Raw genomic sequence first — 22,822 nt, 5'->3', positions numbered from 1 at the left:
TCACAAAGATCAGAGGGGCTGGCCATGTTACTGAACATGGTAGGAGAAGATGTCCGTCGACCGCGGCTCCCCGTACTGAACGCCACTACGACCAGGCCATGCCACTGTTTCCGGCCCTACCAGCAGGACATGACTCGGTCATGGAATCGCTGAGATACACCGCGATGCGGAGATGATTCCGATCATCCCACGGTACCCGTCGCGGCTCGGGCCGTACCCGCCGAGGCCGAGACTCGTTACCGCAGGCACCTACACCTGGCTGTCGGTGCCGCCGATGCGGAGCAACAGGTCGTCGACGATCTCGGCTGGGGACGACTCGTCGGTGTCCACTTCCCAGCCGGCGACCTCGCGGTAGAGCGGCAGTCGCTCCCGCAGCAACGCCTGGAACGTCGCCCTGGGATTCACCCCGGTCAGCAGCGGACGGGGAGCGGACAGGCCGGTCCGACGAACCCCCTCGGCCAGACCCACCGACAGGAACAGCACCGGATGCCCCGCCAGCAGCGACCGGTTCCGCTCGGTCGTCACGGCTCCCCCGCCCAGCGCGAGCACGCCCGAGTGCTCGGCCAACGCGGCGGTCAGAGCACGTGTCTCCAGCTCCCGGAACGCGGGTTCACCGTCATCGGTGAAGATCTCCGGTATCGTCCTGCCCGCCAGTCTCTCGACGTCCTCATCGGTGTCCCGGAACGGCACCCCGAGACGTTCGGCGAGCGACTTCCCCACCTCGGTCTTGCCCGCCCCGGGGGGTCCGACGATCACCAACCGCGGGCTCATGAACTCTCCCCTCGCGATTCGGCGCGCTCCTGCAGTGCCGTGAGGTAGCCCCGCACGTTTCGCCGGGTCTCACCGATGGAGTCACCGCCGAACTTCTCGATCACCGCTTCGGCCAGCACCAGCGCGACCATGGTCTCGGCCACCACAGCCGCGCGAGGCACGGCCGTGATGTCGGAACGCTGGTGCATGGCCTGCGCCTGCTCACCGGTGCGCACGTCGACGGTCGACAGCGCGCGGGGCAGGCTGGAGATCGGTTTCTTGGCGGCCCGCACGATCAACGGCTCCCCGTTGGTGATGCCGCCTTCCAGCCCGCCTGCCCGGTTACTGGCACGGTGCACCCAGTTCGGCCCGTGGGCGGGGTAGAGCTCGTCGTGGGCGGCGCTGCCCCTGCGGCGCGCGTTGGCGAACGCCTCACCGATCTCCACGCCCTTGACCGCCTGGATGCTCATCAGCGCCTGCGCCAGTTTGGAGTCGAGCTTGCGGTCCCAGTGGACGTGCGAACCCACCCCGGGCGGTAACCCGTAGGCGACCACCTCGACCACGCCGCCCAGCGTGTCACCCTCGGACTTGGCGGCCTCGACCTCGGCCATCATCCGCTCGGTGGCGTGATCGCCGAAGGCCCGTACCGGGTTCTCGTCGATGGTCGACAGGTCGGCTGCCGTGGGCAGCGTCTCGTGCTCGGCGTCCACGTCCCCCAGCGAGACGACGTGGCTGACCAGCTCCACTCCCAGCAACTGGTGCAGGAAGTGCCGCGCCACGGTTCCCACGGCCACTCGGGCGGCCGTTTCCCTGGCACTGGCGCGCTCCAGCACGGGACGGGACTCGTCGAAGTCGTACTTCTGCATCCCGGGAAGATCGGCGTGGCCCGGGCGCGGCCGGGTCAGCGGTTCGTTGCGGGCCAACGAGGCCAGCACCTCGGGATCGACCGGATCAGCGGCCATCACCTGCTGCCACTTGGGCCACTCGGTGTTGCCGATCCGCACGGCCACCGGGCTCCCCTGGGTGAGGCCGTGTCGGATGCCCCCGATCACTTCCAGCTCGTCGGACTCGAAATTCATCCGAGGGCTGCGACCGAACCCGAGCTTGCGCCGCTCGAGCTGGGCGTTGATGTCCTCGGTGGTGACCTCGACGCCGGCCACCATTCCTTCCAAAATTCCCACCAAAGCGGGACCGTGTGATTCCCCGGCGGTCATCCAGCGCAGCACGTCCACGATCCTGCCACGGCGTGCCTCGTTCCGGACAGCACGGGTTGAAAAGCACGTCGAGTTCCGAGTGGACACCACTCCCTCAACCGGCGGGACGCCCGGGCTCAACCCGTCGGAGGTCCGGTGGGGAGCGGAATCGGAAGAGGCGGGGCGGGAAGCGGTAGGGCGGGAAGCGCCGTGACCAACCATGCGGGCAGCAGCATCGCCGGCCCGTGGGGTATCCGCCACCGCAGGGTGAGGGCCGCGGCCAACAGGGTCAGCGACGCCGCGGCGAGCATCACGGCGGGCACGCCCAATGGATCCGCCGCCCCCAACGGAAGACCGAGCACGCAGGCGAGTTTCACGTCACCGGGGCCAAGGGCCGCGGGCCGGACCAGCCGCACCAGCGCGTAACAACCACCGAAGAGCAACGATCCCACCAGACCGCACCACAGTGCCGACCAACACCGGGTCACCGCTGCCCAGTGGCACAGTACCGCCAGTAGTGGAACGAGGGCGGGGAACGTCAACCGGTCCGGCAACCGGGCCGCGATCAAGTCGCAGGTGGCGAGCGCGACACCGAACCAACCGACCAACATCGGAACCGGCAACCACCGGAGGTCGAGGCCGCCGTAGCACACGGCGGGGGCCAGCGAAGCCCACAGAACCGCCAGAGCCGCCCGGCACGGCAACCCCCGGATCGGTGTCGTGCCTCCCAGTGCCCGGGCGGCGAGCCGAGCGCACTCCGCGCCGCAGGACCACCCCAGTGGGAAGAGCACTCCGACCGCCAGGGAAACCGATAGCGGAGTGGCGAGCGAACCGTCGAACACATCAGCAGCGTCGGGGCCTGCTCCCCGACGCGCACGCGAGCACGACGATGTCACCGGCGTGTCGGGAACCGCGACCGGCGAATCGGCCGCGACCCCCGACTCACGAACGGCGACAGCGTGCGGAGCGCATCACGAGTCGACGGTGAACAGGGGGTCTCCGTGATTGACCCGCCCGTCGTCGGCCATGTCCGACAACGCCTCCTGCCCCACCTCGAGTGCCACTACGGGACACACCGAGGAGTAGCCCTGCCGCTCGACCTCGGTGGGATTCCAGGTCACGATCGGGCTGCCTGCCGTGACACGCTCCCCCTTGGTCGCGTGCAGCGCGAATCCCGCACCTTCGAGCTCGATCGTGTCGATCCCCAGGTGCACCAGCACGGCACTGCCGTCGTCGGTGGAGACGACGAAGGCGTGCGGATGCAGAGTCGACAGGATGCCTTCCACCGGCGCCACGGCCTGCGACTCTCCACCGCTCGGTTTGACCGCCACGCCGGGGCCGACCATCGACTGGGAGAAAACGGGGTCCGGCACCTCGCTTATCGGGGCCACCAACCCCGTCACCGGACTGAGCACTTGAACACTCACAACAAATCCTCGATATCGCTCGCGATGGTGTCCGCCTCCGGCCCCACCACGACTTGGACGACCGTGCCCTGCTGCATAACGCCGTGCGCCCCCGCCTTCTTCAACGCGGGCTCGTCGACCTTGGCGCCGTCCTCCAGCTCACAACGCAGTCGCGTAATGCACGGCTCGATCTCGACGACGTTGCCCTGACCGCCCAGCGCGGCCAGGATCGCCGAAGCCTTGTCATCAGCCACCGAAATCCTCCACTCTCGATCACTCGCACATCGAGTGTCCCCACACAGCTAACCACGTCGCCCCGGGCACGTCCGATGTCGAACCGGCAACGAATCGGCCACCCGCTTGACACCTGTTCACCCGGAAGCGCAAGGTTCCCTCCAACTGGTTTAGACCTTACCGTACCAACAGTCTGGCGAAGGTACGAGTGATTCGGCGGAAAGTAAGCGACAGGTGATCCCACCCCGACCGGGAACACCGGGTCGAACTGGCCGCGACGTGTCGAAACCGTTCCAACGCACCGGTGTATCCAGGAGGTACTCGATGAGCACCAGCCCGTCCTCGGGCGGCAGCAAGACTTTCGCGCAGCTACAGCGGCTGGGCAAAAGCCTGATGCTCCCCATCGCAGTGCTGCCGGCGGCGGCACTGCTGCTTCGACTCGGACAGGATGACCTGATCGGCGCCATCCCCGGGCTGACCGAAGTCGGCAGCGTCATCAGCTCCGCGGGCGGGGCGTTGTTCGACAACCTGCCGCTGCTGTTCGCGATCGGCGTGGCGATCGGGTTCGCGCGAAAGGCCGACGGCTCCACCGCCCTGGCGGGTGCGGTGGGCTATCTGGTGCTGGCCGGGGTGCTGTACCAGATGACCGGTACCGAGGGCGACACCGTCTACAACAAGGGGCCCTACGGGGTGCTCGGCGGTATCATCGCCGGTCTGGTGGCCGCCACACTGTGGCAGCGCTTCCATCGGATCAAGCTGCCCTCTTATCTGGGCTTCTTCGGCGGACGTCGGTTCGTCCCGATCATCACCTCGGTGGTCATGCTGGTCATCGGCGTGGTGCTGGGCATCGTCTTCCCCTACTTCGACCAGGCACTGACGGCGTTCAGTGACGCGGTGACCGGCAGTGTCGTCGCGGGCGGCGGAATCTACGGCGTGGTCAACCGACTGCTGCTGCCGATCGGCCTGCACCACATCCCGAACGCCATCCTGTGGTTCAGCACCGGCGAGTACCAGGGCGCCCAGGGAGACATCAACCGGTTCTTCGAGGGCGACCCCAGCGCGGGAACCTTCATGACCGGGTTCTTCCCCATCTTCATGTTCGCGCTGCCCGCCGCCGCGCTGGCGATCTACCACTCGGCCAAGCCCTCCCAGCGCAAGCTGGTCGGCGGTATCATGTTCTCCACGGGGCTGACCGCCTTCCTGACCGGTGTCACCGAACCGCTGGAGTTCTCGTTCATCTTCGTGGCCTGGCCACTGCTGATCGTGCACGCGGTTCTGACCGGGACCTCGCTGGCGCTGGTCAACGCGCTGGACATCCACCACGGTTTCGGGTTCTCGGCGGGGGCCATCGACTACCTGCTCAACTTCGGAATCGCGCAGAAGGCGCTGTGGTTGATCCCGATCGGGCTGGTCTACGCCGTCATCTACTACTTCCTGTTCCGGATCATCATCACGAAGATGAAGCTGCCCACGCCGGGCAGGGAGGAAGACGCGGAAACCGAGCAGTCCGAGACCGAAACCGCTTCGGCGGCAACGGCGAGCACCAGTTCCGTGGAAACCGGTGATTCCACCACCAGCGGGAGCAAGACCTGATTCTCGACGACTCACGAGGATCGGTAGGCAACGACGAGAACGGACGAGGAGATGCCTGAACGACACGTCACCGTCGCGAGCAAGGTAGGTCTGCACGCACGGCCCGCGGCCATGCTGGCCAAGGAAGCGGCCGCGCAGTCGGTGAAGATCACCATCCGCAAGCAGGAGACGGACCCGGTGGAGGCCGCCAGCATCCTGGGGTTGATGACCCTCGGAGCCGCGTACGGCGACGAAGTCGTGCTCGCCGCCGATGGCGAGGGAGCCGACGACGCGCTGGATCGGATCGCCGATATGGTCAGCAGTGAGCTGGACGGCTCCTGATGGAAACTGTAGTGGCTCGGTCTCCGTAGTGGGCCGCTTGGCGGAACCTCTGGCACGGCTCTCGCCGCGGGCGCCCCGACATCGGAGTCACTACACGACGTCGGAGCCGTCCTCGCGAGAACCGCACCGGAGAACCCGCGGCGGTGCCGATCGCGTGAGTGGTCGGAGTTCGACCCGCGGGGGTGGTCGGGGTTCGCCCTTCGACGAAGCGGCCCGGCGATTTCGCGAGAAATTGACGGCGTCGGGAATCCCGAGAATCCGCACATGTAACTGTGGGCCGGCCCCCGGGCGCGGGGACCGGCCCACGTGCGTGCGAAACATCGCGGCACCAAGACGACCGGGCCACACCGGCACGTTCACCGCGGCGGACCACCCGCTCACAGCAGCGGGAGCGGCACTCTCCCGCCGGTGGCCTCGGACAGCGCGTCCCGCATCGCCGGTCGCGGAGCCCGTTTCCCCGTGAACGACTCGACCTGGCCGAACGACTGGTGCAACAGCATGTCGAGCCCGGTCGCCAGTCGACCGCCCGCCGCGTGCACGGCCCCGGCCAGCGGCGTGGGCCAGGGGTGGTAGACCACGTCCAGCACGCGGCCCGCCGCTGCCAGCTCCCGGACGTGGTCATCCACCGCTCCGGCAGGCAGGGTGGACACCACCACATCGGCCTCAGCGGCGGCCCTCGCCAGATCCAGCGAGCCCAGCGCCCGGCTCTCGGCCCGCACACCGATGCGCTCGGCCGTGGCCAGCGCGGAACCGGCCCGGGCGGGATCGCGTACCGCCAGAGTTACAGTACGCACCCCCAGCTCGGCGAACGCGGCGATCACGGCCAGAGCGGTGCCACCGGCACCCAGCACCAGCCCGGTGCGTTCCTCCTCGTCCGCCGCACCGGGGAATCCGCAGGCCGCGCGCAGTGCCCCGGTGATGCCGTCGACATCGGTGCAGTCCGCGTACCACGCACCGTCGGAACGCCGGACCAGCGTGTTGGCGGCACCGACGGCGGCGGCGCGCTCACTGGCCTCCGAGGCCAGCTCCAGCGCCACCTGCTTGCCCGGCATGGTCACCGACAGTCCGCGCCAGCTGGGATCGAGCTCACCGACCAGAGCCCGCAGCCCCTCGGCGTCCCGTTCGATGCGCTGGTACGACCAGTCCCGCAGCCCCAGAGCCGCGTAAGCGGCGCCGTGCAGCACCGGGGAGAGCGAGTGCTCCACCGGTGAGCCCACCACTCCTGCTCGCACCGCACGGGACTCCACCGACTCGGGTGACTGAGCGGACATTCCCGGAAGCTCCCTTTCGAAACCGGACTCTCGTACGAACGTCGCGGGCGGCGCTCACGGGCGAACGTCACACACCGTTGCTGTCTGCCTTTTCCTGGGCCTGTTTGTGCCCCTCGAACGTCTTGGAGAAGCACGAGGTGCCGTCCTTGCGGCATTTGACGAAGTACTTCCAGTCGCCCTCGGCGGGATTGGCCGCCGCTTTGACAGCCGCCGTGCTGGGCGCGGAGATCGGTGTGGGTGGCAGCCCGGTTCTGTTGTAGGTGTTGTACGGGCCTTCCTTAGCCCTGTCCTCGTCGTCGGTGTAGAGCTGCGGGTCCTCGACAACGTAGTTGATCGTCGAATCGAGTTCGAGCCGCATGTCGATGGCCAACCGGTTCTCGATCACACGTGCCACCTTGCCGAAGTCCTCGGTGATGCCCTCGCTCTGCACCAGTGAGGCGATCCGCAGCAGTTCGTAGCGCGAGTGGCCGGACTCCGAGGCCAGATTCGACAGCCCCACGGCACGCAGCTTGTCGAAGGAGTCCGACAGCACCGAACGCAGCACCTCGACGGGGCCGGCGGTGGGTTGGACGTGATAGATCCCCGGCAGCAGGAGCCCCTCGAGGCGTCGCCTGGGGTGGGGAACGTCCGAGACCGCGCCGGCGGCCCAGTCGGGGATCCCGAGTTCGGCAGCCGGGGTCTCGGTGGCGGCCCGGGTCAATTCCTCCTTGCTGATGCATCCCTGGGAGTTCCCCTCCCCGGTGCAGGTGGCCGCGGCCAGCCGGGTGAGGATGCCCTTCTTGACCTTCCCGCCAGGAAGGTTGTGATCGGCGAGCTGCATGCCCCCGCGGATCTCCACCATGCCCGCTCTGGCCTCGTCGGAGACGATGCGTTCGACGGCCGCCTGACCGGACATCCGGGAACGCATCAGGTAGAAGCCCGGCTGAATGCCCTTGATCTCACTGTTTCCCTCGGCGGCCTGGACGAAAGCAGCGGCCGAGGCCACCACGTCCCGTTCCGAGAGGGTGCCCGCGATGGCACTGGTTGTCTCACCGGGCCGGACCTCGATGACGACCTGGCCATTACCGGTCCCCTCGTAGTCCTCGTAGCTGCCGAGCCGCAGCAACTGCAGCACACCGTACCCGGCACCGCCGACGACGATCAGCAGTACCAGTATTCCGGAGACCGCCGTGACGATGCGTCGACGTCGTCGACGGTGCAGCCGCTCACGCTCCTCGGCACGGCCGCCACGTGGTGCGTCTCCAGCGTCATCGGTGAACAGACCGAGATCATCGTTCACGCCGGGGTCCTCTCATTCGCTCCGGCCGCGTGCGTCGAGCCAGGACTGCAGGATCTCGACCGCGGCGGCTTGATCCACCACGTCCCGTTGACGCCTACCACGAATCCCGCGATCGGACAGCACCTTGGTGGCCGTCACTGTGGTGAGTCGTTCGTCACTGAGCCGCACCGGGACATCGCCGGTCCTGGCATTGAGCGCGTCGGAATAGGAACGTGCCATGTCGGCCGCGGGACCGTGCCTGCCCGCCAGGGTGACCGGCAGGCCGACCACTATCTCGACGACCTCGTACTCGCGCACCAGCTCGGCCAGCTCGTCGAGATCGGACTTGCGGGACTTGTCCCGCTTGAGCGTGGTGAGCGGGCTGGCGAGGATGGGCGCCGGATCGCTGACCGCGACGCCCACCCGTGCCTGCCCCACGTCCACGCAGATGCGCCTGCCTGGGCCCGGGTCCTTCCGGTCTCGACCGGAACCGCCCCGGTTCGGCTCGGTTTCGGAGCGTTCGGGGTTCACGCCCGTGCCACCACCTGCTCCAGCTCCTTGCGCAACGCTTCGATCGCGGTGTCGATGCCCGAGGGATCGGATCCCCCGCCCTGGGCCATCTCGGCCTTTCCGCCGCCCCGGCCGCCGATGTGCGCGGCGAAGGAAGGCACCAACTCGCCCGCTGCCACACCCCGGTCCTGGGCGCCCGGACTGACCGCGACGACGAAACCGACCTTGCCGGTCTCCGGGTCGGTCGAGAACAGCGCCACGACCGAGGGGCGGGAGCCCAGTTTACCGCGAACCTCGCCGGACAGGGCCCGCAACGAGTTGCCGTCCACGCCGTCGGCGACCCGGACCGCCACGAAGCTGACACCGTCGATGTCGACGGCACCGCCCGCGAGTTCGCCCGCCGACTGCAGCACCTTGGCCACTCGCAGCTGCTTGAGTTCCTTCTCGGCATCCCGGAGCCGGGTGACCATGCTGTCGATGCGCTCGGGCAGGTCCTCGGTCTTGACCTTGAACCTGTCGGCGAGTTCGTTGACGAGCATGTGCTCCTTGTTGATGTAGCGCATCGCGTCCATGCCCACCAGGGCCTCGACGCGGTGCACCCCGGAACCGACCGAGGAGTCGTTGACCAGTTTGACCACACCGAGCTGCCCGATGCTGCCCACGTGGGTACCGCCGCACAGCTCCCTGGAGTAGTCGCCCATGTCGATCACGCGGACCCGGTCGCCGTACTTCTCACCGAACAGGGCGACGGCCCCGAGCTCCATGGCCCGGTCCATCGAGGTGGTGTAGGAGTTCACCTCGACATCCTGCTGCAGGTACTCGTTGACCTCCTCCTCGACACCACCGAGCACACCGGAGGAGACGGCCGAGGGGGCGGTGAAGTCGAACCGCATCCGGCCCGGGGAGTTCAACGAACCGGCCTGCGCGGCGCGCTTGCCGTAGGCGTTTCGCACGGCCGCGTGCACCAGGTGGGTGGCGGAGTGGGAACGGGCGATGGCGTGCCTGCGTTCCTCGTCGACACTGGCCTCCAGGCGGGTGTCGACCGCGACCTCACCGCCCAGCACCCTGGCGCGGTGCACGGACAGGCCGGGCACCGCCTGCTGCACGTCGGTGATCTCCAGCTCCACACCGGGACCGACCAGCCTGCCGGTGTCGGCGATCTGGCCACCGCCCTCGGCGTAGAACGGGGTGCGGTCCAGAACCAGTTCGACCCGGCTCCCCTCGCCGGCGACCGGCACCGGAGCACCGTCCCGCAACAGCCCGAGCACCCGGCTGGTGGACCGCAGATCGGTGTAGCCGATGAACTCGGTGGCACCGTGCTCGTCGAGCAGGGTGCGGTAGGTGGAGAGGTCGCCGTGCGCGGTCTTGCGCGAGCGCGCGTCCTCCTTGGCGCGCTGCCGCTGCTGCTCCATGAGCTCGCGGAAACCCTGCTCGTCGACCGAGAGCCCGCGCTCGGCGGCCATCTCCAGCGTCAGGTCGATCGGGAAGCCGTAGGTGTCGTGCAGCTGGAACGCCTTCGAGCCCGGCAGCTGCGCGGCCCCCTTCTCCCTGGTCTGCTCCACCGCCGTGTCGAAGATCTTGGAACCGGCCGACAGGGTGCCGAGGAAGGCTTCCTCCTCGTTCCGGATCACCGAGTCGATGCGGTCGAAATCACTGGCGAGTTCTGGGTAACCGGGCGACATCGCGTCCCGCACCACCTTGGTGAACTCTCCCAGCACGGGCTCGTGCACACCCAACAGCCGGGTGGAGCGCACGACGCGACGCAGCAGCCGCCGCAGCACGTAACCCCGGGTCTCGTTGCTGGGGGTGACCCCGTCGGAGACCAGCATCATGCCGGAACGCATGTGGTCGGCGATCACCCTGAACCGCACGTCGTCGGTGTGCTCATCGCCGTAGCGCTTGCCCGAGAACTCCTCGGCCTTGGCGATCACGGGACGCACCAGGTCGGTCTCGTAGACGTTCTCCACGCCCTGCAGCAGGCAGGCGACCCGCTCGACGCCCATACCGGTGTCGATGTTCTTGGTGGGAAGCTCACCCAGGACCGGATAACCGTCCTTGGGACTCCCCTCCCCCCTGATGTCCTGCATGAACACCAGGTTCCATATCTCGATGTAGCGGTCCTCGTCGACGACGGGGCCGCCTTCCCTGCCGTACTCGGGGCCACGGTCGTAGTAGATCTCCGAGCATGGGCCACCGGGGCCGGGAACGCCCATGTCCCAGTAGTTGTCGTGCGCGTCCCTGCGCTGGATCCGTTCCGGGGGCAACCCACTGATCCGCTGCCAGAGCTGCTCGGCCTCCGGATCGTGCTCGTAGACGGTCACCCAGATGCGGTCGGGGTCGAAGCCGAAACCACCGGAGTCCCGCGAATTGGTCACCAGGCTCCAGGCGTGCTCGATGGCCCCTTCCTTGAAGTAGTCCCCGAAGGAGAAGTTGCCCGCCATCTGGAAGAAGGTGTTGTGCCTGGTGGTCTTGCCGACCTCGTCGATGTCGGCGGTCCGCACGCACTTCTGGATGCTCGTGGCACGCGGGTAGGGAGCGGGCGCGTCACCGAGGAAATAGGGCTTGAACTGCACCATCCCCGCGTTGACGAACAGCAGGTTGGGATCGTCCAGGATCAGCGAGGCGCTGGGAACGACGGTGTGCCCCCGGCCACGGAAATGCTCGGTGAAACGGTTGTTTATCTCGTGGGTCTGCACGATGAAGTCCTTCTACGCGGATGCGGGCTACCGGCACGGAGCAGGCGGGACACCGGTCGGCGTGAGCGGAGACTCGCGACGAACGTCAGCGCCCCGCCCTGCGAGCTCGCCGTCCCTGCGAACCGGTCTCCTCCAGCGTCCCCGCCATCCGTGTCACCTGCCGGTTCCCATTGTCCGGCAGCGTAATGGTCCGCTGCTCACGGCCTCCGGTGACGATACCGGTGCGCTCGGCCACGTCCTCGTGGAGCTCGAGTTCGCGTTCGGTCATGCCCGCGCGCACGTCCGCTCCGAACGAGCCGACCGCCTCCGCCAGCTCCCGGACGGCATCGCCCAGCTGATCGGCCACACCCGCCGGGGTGGCCTTTCGCGCGGTCCGATTGACCTTGCGGCTCAACGCCACGCCCGCGGCGACACCGGCGCCGAGCCAGAACAGACGGCTCACTTACGACCCCCTTTGCGCCTGCGGGAATGCTTGCCCGCGGCCTGTTCGTCGCGCTTTCGGCGGGCGCGCAGGGCTTTGCTCACGCCGTAGGTGAAGGCGGCTGACTTCACCAGCGGACTTCCCAGTGTAGCTGTGAACAGCGAAGACAGTGCCGACACATTGCTGGAGACCGACTGGGCGTTGGCCGTGATGCCGTCGACACGTTCCAACTGCGTGTTCACGTGGTCCAACGTCGTGTTCGCACCGGTGAACAGCGGGTCGGAGTTCTCCTGCGCCTTGCGGATCGCGTTGGTCGCCTCGTCCAGGGTGCGGCCGAGTTTGACCAACGGGATCGCCAGCAGCACGACCAGCAGCACGAAAGCACCTGCTGCGATCAGCGCGGCGATCTCGGTGGGCGTCACGTGTCCTCCCGATTTCCAGCCGATTCGTGCGGCCACCGTGACGATGCCCTCGAAACGGCGGCGATGATCGCGGCCAGGCTATCGCGTCGCGGTCACCGACTCGTGTGCGGCTTTGACAGACGTGGCCGCGGCGCGGCACGGGTGGTCGGTGTGAAAGCGCGCGACCCGCACGATAGATTGCTCTTCCGGCCGGGTTGGGCTCCGCCGGACGAGCACGAGGGGACGCGTCGAATGCGCAAGCGGGCCGTATCGGCCGCACTGAGGGCAGGGGTCACCAGCCGCACGCCGCTACTGGTGACGCTGGTGTTCACGTTTCTGGTCAGCACGCTGGCCGGAGTCAGCGGCGGAATACAGACCGCGACGGCACGCGACGTTCTTCGCGCCGGCGGCACACAACGCATCGTGATCTCCTCGCTGGACAGCAAGGGCACGTTCGGAATCCTCAACAGTAAACGGATGAAGTTGATCCGCTCCGTTCCCGGCGTCGAGTACGCGATCCCGGAGCATCCTTCGGCGATCCGGACTCCGGTGGGCAGCGGCATGCCGCGACTCTCGCTGGCCACGCACTCCTGGGGAAGTTACGTTCCTCCTCCGATCACGGGAGGCTCGGTGGCCGAGGGTGTGCTCCCCGGTCAGGTGGTGCTTCCCGCCCGGACCCAGGGAGTTGACTTCACCAGTTACCTCGGGCGCACGCTGAGTTTCGGCTACAGCGACAAAACCCCGGCTCCCCCGGGTTCGGAGGCCGAGGTCGAAGAGGCCGCGGACGACTCGCGCCCAGCCCGTGCGGACTCGGCGGTCATCGAGCTCGAAGTGATCGCCACCTACGACCCCCGCTGGCACGCGGACGGACCGCAGACCGCCTACCTCGCGCCGGTGACCGCCGCACGGTTGGCCGCGGCGAACGAGGGCAAGACCGTTTCCCAGTTGCGACGCGGCAGCGACGCCGAACGGGTCGGCGTGGTGGTCGACGAGTCGCACGAGCCGAGGGCGGTGGCCTCCCGGCTACGCGAGATGGGGCTCGGCGCCTTCCGGCTGCCGCTGCGGGAGCGGAAAATGATCGCCACAGTGGACACTTGGCGCTACATCGCGCTCGGCGGGCTGCTGGGTGGTGCGGCGTTGTTCGGAGTGTTCACCGCCAGGCGGAACGGCTCCCGAGAACGGTTCGAGCGGACGACGACAGCAGCGGCCGTCGCGCTCGCCGGGGCCGTCCCCGCGACCGCGCTGGGAATCCCGGGGGCGCTGGTGTTGCGTGCTCCGATGGAGGAGTTCCTGGGCCTGCGGATCGACCACTGGATGCTGCTGCCGAGCCCGGTGTGGATGCTGCTCGGGATACTGCTTCCCGCGCTCGCCGCGGCCGCGGGGGTGGTGGGTGAACGAGCGAGCGGACGGTTCCGCCGCGGTTGACGCGGCGGGGGCGGAACCGTACCCGGCAGGCCCCGCGCTTCCGGTTTCCCGTCCGGTTTCCCGCCGCGACGACGCCGGAAGCGACCGGTCAACCGTTGACCGGTGAAACCGGGCCACTGCCGTCGAGCACACCGACCACGTTGCGGGCGGCCAACTCGGCCATCGCCGTACGCGTCTCGGCAGTGGCCGAGCCGAGGTGCGGCACCATCACCACGTTGTCCAGTTCGAGCAGTTCGGGCTCCACCGCCGGCTCGTTCTCGAACACGTCCAGTCCGGCTCCGCCGATGGTGCCGTCCCGGAGAGCGCGTGCCAGGGCACGTTCGTCGACCACGGCACCACGACTGGTGTTGAGCAGTACCGCCGAGGACTTCATGTCGGACAGGGCCGCACCGTCGATCAGGTGTCTGGTCGATTCGGTCAGCGGGCAGTGCAGCGACACCACGTCCGAGTCCCGCAGCAGGCGCGACAGCGGCAGAAAACTCGCGTCCAGCTCGCGCTCGACCTCGGACTCCACGCGATTCCGAGCGGTGTAGACGACCTCCATGCCGAAGGCACGTGCTCTGCGTGCCACGGCACGGCCGATCTGGCCCATCCCGACTATTCCCAGCGTCTTGCCCTGCAAACCGCTGCCCAGCATGAACGAGAAGTTCCACGCCCAGGGGATGCCAGAACGGATCAACCGCTCCCCCTCGGCGAGCCTGCGGGTGGCCATCAGCAACAGCCCGAACGTCAGATCCGCCGTGGCATCGGTGAGCACCCCGGGCGTGTTGGTCAGCAGCACCCCACGTCGGTCCAGTGCGGGCACATCGACGTTGTCGTAGCCCACCGCGACATTGGCGACCACGCGCAACGACGGCCCCGCCGCGTCGATGACCTCGCCGTCGATCCGGTCGTGCAGCATGGTGACCACCGCTTCGGCACCGTGCACGGCCTCGTGCAGCTCCGCCGGGGTCATCGCTCGGCTCTGGCTGCAGAGCCGCACATCACCCACCGACTCCAGCAGTCGCAGCGCCGACTCGGGAATCGAGCGGGTGACCAGGATCCGAGAACTCACTCATCCGTCCCTTCCGAACCCGGCCGTGACGAGGGCCGGGTCGTCGATTCGTGGCTTGTCCGGCCGAATCGGCACATTACCCGAGAACAGCTCCGAAACCGACGTTCCGGGACGATCGCGAACCGCGCCGGGACGGACCGGTGACTTCGCCCGGTACTACTGGCGATCCCCGCGAACGATGTTGCGCAGTTTCGGCAGCCGTTCCGCCAGTGTTCGTTCCTCACCGCGCCCGTTGGGCTCGTAGTAGTTCCTGCCGACCAATGAATCGGGCGGGTACTGCTGTTCGAGTACCCCTTCCGGGCGATCGTGCGGATAGCGGTACCCGATGGCGTTCCCCTGTCGCTCGGCACCCGCGTAGTGCCCGTCCCGCAGATGCGCGGGCACGGTTCCGGCCCCGCCCGCACGGACATCGGCCAGCGCGGCGTCGATGGCCGTGATCACGGCATTGGACTTGGGAGCGGTGGCCAGATGCACCGTGGTCTGTGCCAGCGCCAGCCTGCCCTCCGGCATTCCGATGAACTGCACCGCTTGGGCGGTCGCCACGGCGCTCTGCATCGCGGTGGGGTCGGCCATGCCGACATCCTCGCTGGCGTGCACCACGAGCCTGCGTGCGATGAAACGTGGGTCCTCGCCCGCCTCGATCATTCTGGCCAGGTAGTGCAGCGCGGCGTCCACGTCCGAACCACGGATGGATTTGATGAACGCGCTGGCGACATCGTAGTGCTGGTCACCGTCGCGGTCGTAGCGCACGGCCGCCTTGTCCACCGTCGCCTCGACGGTGGCGAGGTCGATGGCGCTGGAGCCGGTGGCAGCCGCCGCTTCGGAAGCGGCCTCCAGCGCCGTCAGCGCGCGGCGCGCGTCTCCCCCTGCCAGCGCCACCAGATGCCGCTCGGCCTCCTCCTCCAGACGGAATTCGCCGTCCAGCCCGCGCTGTTCGGTCACGGCGCGCAGCACCAGCTGCCGGACCTCCTGTTCACCGAGCGGTCGCAGTTGCAGCACCAGCGAACGCGAAAGCAACGGTGAGACCACGGAGAACGAGGGGTTCTCGGTGGTGGCGGCCACCAGCAGCACAGTCCGGTCCTCGACCGCGGACAGCAGCGCATCCTGTTGCGTCTTGGAGAAACGGTGCACCTCGTCGATGAACAGCACGGTGGCCTCACCCGAGTGCCCGAGCCTGCGCCGTGCCTCCTCGATCACCCCGCGCACCTCTTTGACACCCGCCGAGAGCGCGGACAGCGCCACGAAACGACGTCCGGTGGCCTGTGAGACCAGCCCGGCCAGTGTGGTCTTGCCGGTACCGGGTGGCCCGTGCAGCAGCACCGAGGCGGGGGCCGCCCCCTCCACGAGACGGCGCAGCGGCGCTCCGGAACCGAGGAGGTGATCCTGCCCGATGACTTCCTCGAGCGTCCGGGGACGCATCCGCACCGCCAGCGGCGCGTTCTCGGCGAGTCGCTGTTCGGCGCGGTCCTCGGCATCAGCACCGAACAGGCCGCCGTCCAGCAGACCGCTGTGGAACGAACCGTTGTCGAACAGGCCATCAGTCACGTTCCCGACGCTACCCGCGCCGGACGACACCGGTCGTGCGGGACGGCGCGGGATCTCGCCGCCTTCCAGCGGATCTCGCTGTGACCGGTTCCGCTGGTGGCTGGCCCGAGTCGTAGCTTGTCCGACTCGTGGCTGGTCCTCGCCGTGACAACACGGGCGAGGACCAGTGCGCATCGAGCTGTCAGCGCGCGCCCGGCATGGCCAGCTCCACGGCGCAGGAGTTCTTGCGCCGCTGCTCCGCCCAGTGCTCGATGCTCTGATGACAGGCTCGGTCCAGATGCCGCAGCGGCGTCATGTCGACATGAGCGCTACTGGTGTGCGGCAGTTGTTCCAGCCTGTCCTGCAGCTGCGGCAACCGCAGGAACGTGGCGTTGCCGTGCAACCGCACCCGGGCATGGTTCTCGTCGTGTTCGATCTCCACGGAAAGCCCGGAAACCTCCCAAGCAGTCTTGATCACCGCGGCCACGATACCGGTGAGCACACCGATCAGCAGGTCGGTGGCCAGGATCGTCCCAGCGGTCAGCAGCAGGATGAACGCCTCCGAACGCTGTTCCCGGATCAAGGTGGCGACCTGGCGTACCCCGAGCAGTTTCCATCCCGCGTGCACCAACAGCGCTCCGAGGGTGGCCAGCGGAATGAAGGAGAGCAGCTGGGGAAGCAGCATCACGAACAGCAGGAGCCAGCACCCGTGCAGCACACGGGAGAGTTTGGTCCGCGCTCCCGCGTGCACGTTGGCGGTACTGCGCACGATCACCGCGGTCATCGGCAGCGCGCCGAGCACTCCGCAAACCGCGTTCCCGGTACCCTGCGCCACCAGCTCAGCGTTGTAGCGGGTCTTGGGACCGTCGTGCATCCGGTCCACCGCCGCCGCGCTGAACAGGCTCTCCGCGGAAGCGATCAGCGCGAAGGTCAGAATCGATCCGAGCACCGCGAAGCTGGTAACCGCGCCGAAGTCACCGGGAGTGGTGACATTGATGGTTTCCAGCAGCGAACCGACCCCGATCGTCTCCAGCGGAAACCCGAGCGCGTAGGTGAGCGCCGACGCGACGGTGACTCCCACCAACGGTGCGGGAACGGTCCGGAAGCGTTGGGGCAACCGACCCCACAGCACCATGGTGAGCAGCGTCACCACCGCGATGGCGACCCCGGCCCGTCCCGTGGGGGTGGTGAACACGGCCCGGAGCAGTTCGGGCAGCCCGGCGAACTTGGCACCGGTGTGCGAGGGCTGGTCCAACCCTCCGATGGGATAGATCTGGCCGAGGATCAGTACGAGCCCGATCCCGGCCAGCAGTCCCTGCACCACTGAGGGCGAGATCGCGCGGAACCAGGTACCGATTCCGGTCATCCCCATCGCAATCTGCAGCAGACCCGCCCCGAGCACGACCACGCCCAGCACGGCGAGACCGTGATCGGCGATCGTGGACGCGACCAGCACGGTCAGGCCTGCCGCGGGTCCGCTGACCTGCATGGTGCTGCCCGGCATGCAGCCGACGACGATGCCGCCGACGATGCCGGTGACGATGCCCAGTTCGGCTGGCACGCCGGAGGCGACGGCGATGCCCACGCACAGTGGTAACGCCACCAGGAAGACCACGAGCGAAGCACCCAGGTCGAAGCCGAACACCGACTTGTTCCGGCGGATGTGTTCGCGTAGAGAGCCCGGCCGGGTGGGCCGGGGCGATTCGAGTTGTGTGGTCACGATTTACTCCGTGAGGGTCGACAGGCCCGTGTCCGCGATCGGACACACGTGGGCCCGCAGGGGTCGTCGGTCGAAATGTGTCGCTGGTACGAGTGGGAATCCGTTCCGGAAGTCCCGATCGGGTGTTCGGACCACTCGATCGGCTCGCCGTCCGTACCGCTGCTGGTTCCTCCGAACCACGCTCTCCCGGAGTGGAGAACGCTCGAAAGAACCGTGTCACGGACGGCTTCCCGGAATGGATTTCCAACGGACTCGCGTCGATGCGAGAAGAATTCGGCGAGGGTGCCCGCGAGCGTTGTGCCCTGTGGACTGGAAGGTTCTACAGCTCGGCCTGGTAGTCGAACCGAACGTGAACCCGACTCCAACCGTCGCTGCCGCGAAGACGAGGCGAGGGACCTCGCGAGCAGCGCAGGTCCCCGTCGAACCGAATCGGCTGACGAATCACCTGCGGTACACCTGAAGTCTCGCCTGGGAATGGGCTGATCTGCACTTCACAGTCGAGTCGACCGCATTGCGAATGTTTCTCGCGTCTTCTGCGGCGTCGAAGCGCTGTCTGACGGGGAGAGCCGTGCGGTTCCGTCTGCTGCACGACCGCTCGGTGCGCCGTCCGATCCTCCTGCCGAGTTCGGCCACGCTGGGGCGCTTGCGGAGTTTCTCGCTCTCGCAGGGAGCACTCTGCTCGGTTTTGTACTCCCCCGAGACGACCCTGCCGACGTGTGCCACGGCACCGGCGGCGTGCAGCGGGGAGAGCACGACGAGGACCACAGCGAACAGCAGGAACAACGCCGCCCGCAGCGCCGAATTCATCCCGGCTTTCACTGTCACCCCCGACACTGCTACCTCCGACTACCGACCGGACGTATCGGTCCGCCACCCGAAGCGGACATTTCCGATACTACCCGAGAAATGTGTACTCGGAGTAAACCGAAAGTAGCCCGAAAAGGTGGAAAAACGCGACAGGAGACAGCGGTCGCGACAAACACGAAAATTTGCTCAGGTCAGCGCGATGACAGAAAAATCAATACCACCTTCGGGTGTAAGTTATCACACAGCGCACAAGTAAGCGCGTCTCAGGGAATAGGAACATCCGAAAAGACCACATCTCCGGTGGCTTCCCGCTCGATGTGGACAACAGCACCCGGGAACGATTCTCCGGGGACGATTCCCCGAGAACGACGGCCGCACGAGGATCTCGTTACAGTCTTCCCGGAGCGGCGTGGTGACACGGGAAGTCGGGGACGAATTCCCCCGCCGGAAACGGACGAGGGGGAGAGCACGAGGTCATCGGTACGGCCGGCTCCCGTTCGGAACCGGCCCCGGACAAGAGTCCTCTCCCACCCGTGACGGACGAAAACGCGGCCGCTGGCCGCGTGAGTGGTCGCGCTCAGCGAAAGGCCGGGTACGGTCGCAGCTCCAGCGCTCCGGAACCGAATCGTTCCACCAGCGCCTGGACCATTCGTTCCGCGTAGGAGGCGACCTCCGGCATATCGTTGGCCTCGGCGTCCTTGCCCAAGCGCTGCCAGCGATCAGCGAGAGCGGTGCTTCGACGCGGCGAGGGCATGTGGGCGTCGATGGGACCGTCCAACTGCCCGTCCCGCGGTAGGAACCACCAGGTCGACACCCAGACCCAGAGCAGCTGCGCGTCCAGCAGGCGGGGCATCAGCACGGCGTCGTCGTCCAGGTCCGACCACACCTCGACGATCTCCGAACGCCAGGTGGCGAGCATGTTGTCCACCAACCCCGCGGGCATGGCGTAGGAACACCACGAGGACGGGAACGGGAATTGCAGGTAGGCGGCATCCAGCGCGATGTCACGGACACACGCCCACTCGAAGTCCAGAAACCGCACCCCGTTGCCCGTCACCAGACTGTTGTCCGGGCAGATGTCGGAGGGGCTGAAGGAGCGGTACTTCGTCGAGCCCAACAGCCCGGCGGCGGAATCGAGCCGTGCTCGCACCTGCTCGGGCAACGAGAGATCCAGCGTGTTGGCCAGCAGTTCGGGAAGCTCCCGCAACGAGCGCTGGATGTCATCGGCGACCGGATCGGTCCACGACTCGAGCCCGAGCCTGCGCATCAGAGCGTCGAAGTCGGCCTCCCTGCCCGCCATCGAGGTGTGCAGTCTGCCCAGCGCACGTGCCCAGGCCAACAACGAGCGCTCGGCGGCGCGCGGATCGTCGGCGAACAACACATCGGCCAGGTTCGCGCCACGGCCGAGGTCCTCCAGAACCAACAGCCGCTTCTCGGTGTCCTGGGCGATCAGTTCCGGCCCGACGCGCAGTTCCGGTGGAAGCGCGGTGGCCAGCTGACAGCTCGCCGCCTCATGGGCGAACGGATCCGAATGGCCCTTGCCGGGAACCGTTCCGTAATGCTTGATCACGAGTGTGCGCGGCAACTCGAACGGTGTCTCGGCGACACGAACTCGCATCACGACCGACCGGCCACTACCGCCCAGGTCCTCCGGGTCGGCGAGCCGGACGGGTGCCCCCATTCTCCGGGTGAGCACGGTCTCGGCAGTACCGAGCGTATCGGTAACCTCCGCACTCGCGGGCACACGAACCTCCGGCGGACCGGTGGTGATTTCCACGCTCATCGTCTCCAGACCCTACCGCCACCGCCCGCTGCTCCACGGGCCTGACCGGTTAAGTTACACCCGACTCGGGTAACGGCCTTGCGTACCGACGGTACCCACAAGAACACCACCCTCAACGGTTACGCGGCCACCGAGCGCTCGGCAACCCTTGCCACCGAGGTGAACTACCCGTTCCGACGACGAATCAATCACCACGGTGGTTGCACGATGTTCTTCACTCGTCACTGCCCGGCGCGCCACCTGCCGTCCACCCGTGGACAACAGGAGGGAGACCGACAACAGGCTGATCCGTGAGATGAATACGCCTCGAAAGACGAAAGCACTCCGAACGGTGAACGGGCGGAAGTCCGCCACCGACCGTAGACGGGTGCCACGGGAGACGTAACGGGTTTTCACGCGATCGGAGCATCGGCTGACGCTGTGAAACCGCCCGGGCCGGGGAGTTCTTCCCCGACGTCCCGATGTCGGGGAGAACGTCTTCCGCTGCCGGACAACCTGATGAGACCGTGCTCACCCCGAGCTCGACTGATCGTGTTCCAAGCCGGGTGACACGAAACGACTCACCGCTACGACCATGCACTCAGGGTAGCAACACGCGGCCACACAGATCAACACTCCACGATCGCGTGGGAGGACTCACCGGAGTCAGGAGCTTCGCGAGCCCGCCGCCTGGTCGGCTTCCCCGGCGCCACGACGGGTGGGCTTGGCGTCCACCCCGGCCTCCTTGCGCTGCGCCGCGGTGATCGGCGCGGGCGCACCGGTGAGCGGGTCGAACCCGCCACCGCTCTTCGGGAAGGCGATGACGTCACGCAGCGATTCCGCGCCGCTCAGCAGCATGCAGATGCGGTCCCAACCGAAGGCCACCCCACCGTGCGGCGGCGGGCCGTACCGGAACGCCTCCAGCAGGAAGCCGAACTTCTCGTCGGCCTCCTCCTTGGAGATGCCGAGCACGTCGAACACCCGCTGTTGCGTCTCCCAGCGATGGATACGGACGGAACCACCGCCGATCTCGTTACCGTTGCACACGAGATCGTAGGCGCTGGCCAGAGCCTTCTCCGGGTTCTGTTCGAAGCTGTCGGACCACTCCGGCACCGGCGCGGTGAAAGGGTGGTGCACAGCGGTGTAGCGGCCAGCACCGACGGCGACGTCGTCGCTGTCGGCGACGGACTCGAACATGGGGGCGTCGACGATCCACACGAACGACCAGGCGTCGTGATCGACGAGTCCGCAGTTCTCGGCGATCTCCAGCCGGACCGCGCCGAGCAGCGCACGCGACGGGGCGGGCTGCCCGGCCGCGAAGAACACGCAGTCACCGGGAGAAGCGCCGACTGCCTTGGCCAGCCCGTCACGCTCCTGCTCGGAGAGGTTCTTGGCCACCGGACCGGACAGCGTGCCGTCGGCACCGATCAGCACGTAGGCCAGCCCCTTCGCGCCGCGCTGCTTGGCCCACTCCTGCCAGGCATCCAGCTGCCTGCGGGGCTGATCGGCCCCACCCGGCATGACCACGGCGCCGACGTAGGGAGCCTGGAACACCCGGAAGGGAGTGTCGCGGAAGTAGTCGGTCAGCTCGGTGAGCTCGACACCGAACCGCAGGTCCGGTTTGTCCGTCCCGTAGCGCGCCATCGCCTCGGCGTAGGGCAACCGGGGGATCGGAGCGGGAATCTCGTGGTCGGCCAGTTCGCGCCACAGCGCACGGATCACCCGCTCGCTGATGTCGATGACGTCCTCGGCGTCGACGAAGCTCATCTCGATGTCGAGCTGGGTGAACTCCGGCTGGCGGTCGGCGCGGAAGTCCTCGTCGCGGTAGCAGCGGGCGATCTGGAAGTAACGCTCCAGACCACCGACCATCAGCAGCTGCTTGAACAGCTGCGGTGACTGTGGCAGCGCGTACCAGCTGCCGGGCTGCAGCCGCGCCGGGATGAGGAAGTCACGGGCGCCCTCCGGAGTGGAGCGCGTCATCGTGGGGGTCTCCACCTCGACGAACTCGCGACCGTGCAGCACCTCACGCGCGATGCGGTTGGCCTCGCTGCGCATCCTGATCGCCTTCGCGGGCCCGGAACGGCGCAGATCCAGATAGCGGTGCCGCAGCCGAACATCCTCGCCCACGTCGAGATGTTCGTCCACCGGGAAAGGCAGCGGAGCCGATTCGGAGAGGACTTCGAGGTCGGTGGCGGTCACCTCGATGGCGCCCGTCGCGATCTCCGGGTTCTCGTTGCCCTCAGGCCGGAGCGAGATCTCCCCGGTGACGCGGACGCAGAACTCGGCGCGCAACCGGTGGGCGCGCTCTGCCATCTCGCCCTCGCGGAAGACCACCTGAGCAACTCCCGAGGCATCACGCAGATCGATGAAGATCACTCCACCGTGATCACGGCGACGCGCCACCCATCCGGCGAGGGTGACGGACTGCCCGGCTTGGTCGGCACGGAGCGAGCCGGCCTCGTGCGTGCGCATCACG

21 protein-coding genes are annotated in these 22,822 nt (G+C 67.6%); 4 read left to right on the top strand and 17 right to left on the bottom strand.

What is annotated here, in order from left to right:
* Nucleotides 1–249: 249 nt before the first annotated feature.
* From BM150_RS12820 to BM150_RS12800, 5 genes are all read right to left on the bottom strand, one after another.
* Complete coding sequence (locus BM150_RS12820; RefSeq protein ID WP_092927411.1) at nucleotides 250–771, bottom strand: shikimate kinase; 522 nt, start codon at nucleotides 769–771, stop codon at nucleotides 250–252.
* Nucleotides 768–1,976, bottom strand: coding sequence for a chorismate synthase (gene aroC / locus BM150_RS12815; RefSeq protein ID WP_092927544.1), 1,209 nt, complete (start codon nucleotides 1,974–1,976; stop codon nucleotides 768–770). The genes BM150_RS12820 and aroC overlap by 4 nt, the downstream gene beginning before the upstream one ends.
* A 104-nt stretch (nucleotides 1,977–2,080) precedes the next feature.
* Nucleotides 2,081–2,785 carry a prepilin peptidase gene (locus tag BM150_RS12810; protein ID WP_092927409.1) on the bottom strand — a complete coding sequence of 235 codons (705 nt, stop codon included), beginning with the start codon at nucleotides 2,783–2,785 and terminating at the stop codon, nucleotides 2,081–2,083.
* 129 nt (nucleotides 2,786–2,914) lie between these two features.
* Nucleotides 2,915–3,370, bottom strand: a complete 456-nt coding sequence (locus BM150_RS12805) for a PTS sugar transporter subunit IIA (RefSeq protein WP_092927407.1) — start codon at nucleotides 3,368–3,370, stop codon at nucleotides 2,915–2,917.
* On the bottom strand, nucleotides 3,367–3,603 hold the full coding sequence (locus BM150_RS12800) for a PTS sugar transporter subunit IIB (RefSeq protein WP_092628458.1): 237 nt from the start codon (nucleotides 3,601–3,603) through the stop codon (nucleotides 3,367–3,369). Before BM150_RS12800 ends, BM150_RS12805 begins: the two co-directional genes overlap by 4 nt.
* Nucleotides 3,604–3,907: 304 nt before the next feature.
* Here BM150_RS12800 and BM150_RS12795 point away from each other — a divergent pair, with 304 nt between their 5' ends.
* Nucleotides 3,908–5,176: a PTS transporter subunit EIIC gene (locus BM150_RS12795; RefSeq protein WP_092927405.1), complete on the top strand. Its 1,269-nt coding sequence runs from the start codon at nucleotides 3,908–3,910 to the stop codon at nucleotides 5,174–5,176.
* A gap of 51 nt (nucleotides 5,177–5,227) precedes the next feature.
* On the top strand, nucleotides 5,228–5,497 hold the full coding sequence (locus BM150_RS12790) for an HPr family phosphocarrier protein (protein ID WP_092927403.1): 270 nt from the start codon (nucleotides 5,228–5,230) through the stop codon (nucleotides 5,495–5,497).
* A 377-nt stretch (nucleotides 5,498–5,874) separates the two neighbouring features.
* On the opposite strand, the gene BM150_RS12785 is transcribed toward BM150_RS12790, so the two are convergent.
* From BM150_RS12785 to BM150_RS12760, 6 genes are all read right to left on the bottom strand, one after another.
* The gene (locus BM150_RS12785) at nucleotides 5,875–6,768 is read right to left on the bottom strand and encodes a shikimate dehydrogenase (RefSeq protein WP_092927398.1); all 894 of its coding nucleotides are present in this window, start codon (nucleotides 6,766–6,768) and stop codon (nucleotides 5,875–5,877) included.
* 67 nt (nucleotides 6,769–6,835) lie between these two features.
* Entirely contained in the window at nucleotides 6,836–8,047 is a 1,212-nt protein-coding gene (locus BM150_RS12780; protein WP_092927396.1) for an endolytic transglycosylase MltG, read from the bottom strand.
* Nucleotides 8,048–8,059: 12 nt separating this feature from the next.
* Nucleotides 8,060–8,557 carry a Holliday junction resolvase RuvX gene (gene ruvX, locus BM150_RS12775; protein WP_092628463.1) on the bottom strand — a complete coding sequence of 166 codons (498 nt, stop codon included), beginning with the start codon at nucleotides 8,555–8,557 and terminating at the stop codon, nucleotides 8,060–8,062.
* Entirely contained in the window at nucleotides 8,554–11,232 is a 2,679-nt protein-coding gene (alaS, locus tag BM150_RS12770) for an alanine--tRNA ligase (protein ID WP_092927394.1), read from the bottom strand. The genes ruvX and alaS overlap by 4 nt, the downstream gene beginning before the upstream one ends.
* An 85-nt stretch (nucleotides 11,233–11,317) precedes the next feature.
* Nucleotides 11,318–11,674: a hypothetical protein gene (locus BM150_RS12765; RefSeq protein ID WP_092628465.1), complete on the bottom strand. Its 357-nt coding sequence runs from the start codon at nucleotides 11,672–11,674 to the stop codon at nucleotides 11,318–11,320.
* Nucleotides 11,671–12,075 (bottom strand): DUF948 domain-containing protein, encoded by a 405-nt coding sequence (locus BM150_RS12760; RefSeq protein ID WP_092927392.1) that lies wholly within the window; start codon nucleotides 12,073–12,075, stop codon nucleotides 11,671–11,673. The genes BM150_RS12765 and BM150_RS12760 overlap by 4 nt, the downstream gene beginning before the upstream one ends.
* A 150-nt stretch (nucleotides 12,076–12,225) precedes the next feature.
* Between BM150_RS12760 and BM150_RS12755 the strand changes: the two genes are divergently transcribed.
* The gene (locus tag BM150_RS12755; protein WP_245755465.1) at nucleotides 12,226–13,479 is read left to right on the top strand and encodes a hypothetical protein; all 1,254 of its coding nucleotides are present in this window, start codon (nucleotides 12,226–12,228) and stop codon (nucleotides 13,477–13,479) included.
* A gap of 88 nt (nucleotides 13,480–13,567) precedes the next feature.
* On the opposite strand, the gene BM150_RS12750 is transcribed toward BM150_RS12755, so the two are convergent.
* From BM150_RS12750 to BM150_RS12725, 5 genes are all read right to left on the bottom strand, one after another.
* Entirely contained in the window at nucleotides 13,568–14,533 is a 966-nt protein-coding gene (locus BM150_RS12750) for a 2-hydroxyacid dehydrogenase (protein ID WP_092927388.1), read from the bottom strand.
* Nucleotides 14,534–14,689: 156 nt separating this feature from the next.
* Nucleotides 14,690–16,078: a replication-associated recombination protein A gene (locus tag BM150_RS12745; RefSeq protein ID WP_092927543.1), complete on the bottom strand. Its 1,389-nt coding sequence runs from the start codon at nucleotides 16,076–16,078 to the stop codon at nucleotides 14,690–14,692.
* A gap of 181 nt (nucleotides 16,079–16,259) precedes the next feature.
* A complete protein-coding gene (locus tag BM150_RS12740; RefSeq protein WP_092927386.1) occupies nucleotides 16,260–17,777 on the bottom strand; it encodes a SulP family inorganic anion transporter in 1,518 nt (505 codons plus the stop codon).
* 441 nt (nucleotides 17,778–18,218) lie between these two features.
* Nucleotides 18,219–18,602 carry a hypothetical protein gene (locus BM150_RS12730; RefSeq protein WP_139219521.1) on the bottom strand — a complete coding sequence of 128 codons (384 nt, stop codon included), beginning with the start codon at nucleotides 18,600–18,602 and terminating at the stop codon, nucleotides 18,219–18,221.
* A gap of 559 nt (nucleotides 18,603–19,161) precedes the next feature.
* On the bottom strand, nucleotides 19,162–20,367 hold the full coding sequence (locus BM150_RS12725; protein WP_092927379.1) for a phosphotransferase family protein: 1,206 nt from the start codon (nucleotides 20,365–20,367) through the stop codon (nucleotides 19,162–19,164).
* A 78-nt stretch (nucleotides 20,368–20,445) separates the two neighbouring features.
* On the opposite strand from BM150_RS12725, the gene BM150_RS12720 reads away from it, so the two are divergent.
* The gene (locus tag BM150_RS12720) at nucleotides 20,446–20,661 is read left to right on the top strand and encodes a hypothetical protein (protein WP_092927377.1); all 216 of its coding nucleotides are present in this window, start codon (nucleotides 20,446–20,448) and stop codon (nucleotides 20,659–20,661) included.
* Between the two features lie 351 nt (nucleotides 20,662–21,012).
* Here BM150_RS12720 and aspS read toward each other — a convergent pair whose 3' ends face one another.
* Nucleotides 21,013–22,821, bottom strand: a complete 1,809-nt coding sequence (aspS, locus tag BM150_RS12715) for an aspartate--tRNA ligase (RefSeq protein WP_092927375.1) — start codon at nucleotides 22,819–22,821, stop codon at nucleotides 21,013–21,015.
* Nucleotide 22,822: the final 1 nt, after the last annotated feature.

The sequence above is a fragment of the Actinopolyspora alba genome, assembly GCF_900112765.1.
Taxonomy (GTDB): Bacteria; Actinomycetota; Actinomycetes; order Mycobacteriales; family Pseudonocardiaceae; genus Actinopolyspora; species Actinopolyspora alba.
Note: the sequence above shows the minus strand (reverse complement) of the source record. Positions and strands in the feature narration are given on the sequence as shown.

Excerpts from the sequence above, each read along its gene's own strand:
- BM150_RS12785 (WP_092927398.1), bottom strand. The coding sequence starts at position 6,768 with ATGTCCGCTCAGTCACCCGAGTCGGTGGAGTCCCGTGCGGTGCGAGCA.
- BM150_RS12790 (WP_092927403.1), top strand. The coding sequence starts at position 5,228 with ATGCCTGAACGACACGTCACCGTCGCGAGCAAGGTAGGTCTGCACGCA.
- BM150_RS12795 (WP_092927405.1), top strand. The coding sequence starts at position 3,908 with ATGAGCACCAGCCCGTCCTCGGGCGGCAGCAAGACTTTCGCGCAGCTA.
- BM150_RS12725 (WP_092927379.1), bottom strand. The coding sequence starts at position 20,367 with ATGAGCGTGGAAATCACCACCGGTCCGCCGGAGGTTCGTGTGCCCGCG.
- BM150_RS12820 (WP_092927411.1), bottom strand. The coding sequence starts at position 771 with ATGAGCCCGCGGTTGGTGATCGTCGGACCCCCCGGGGCGGGCAAGACC.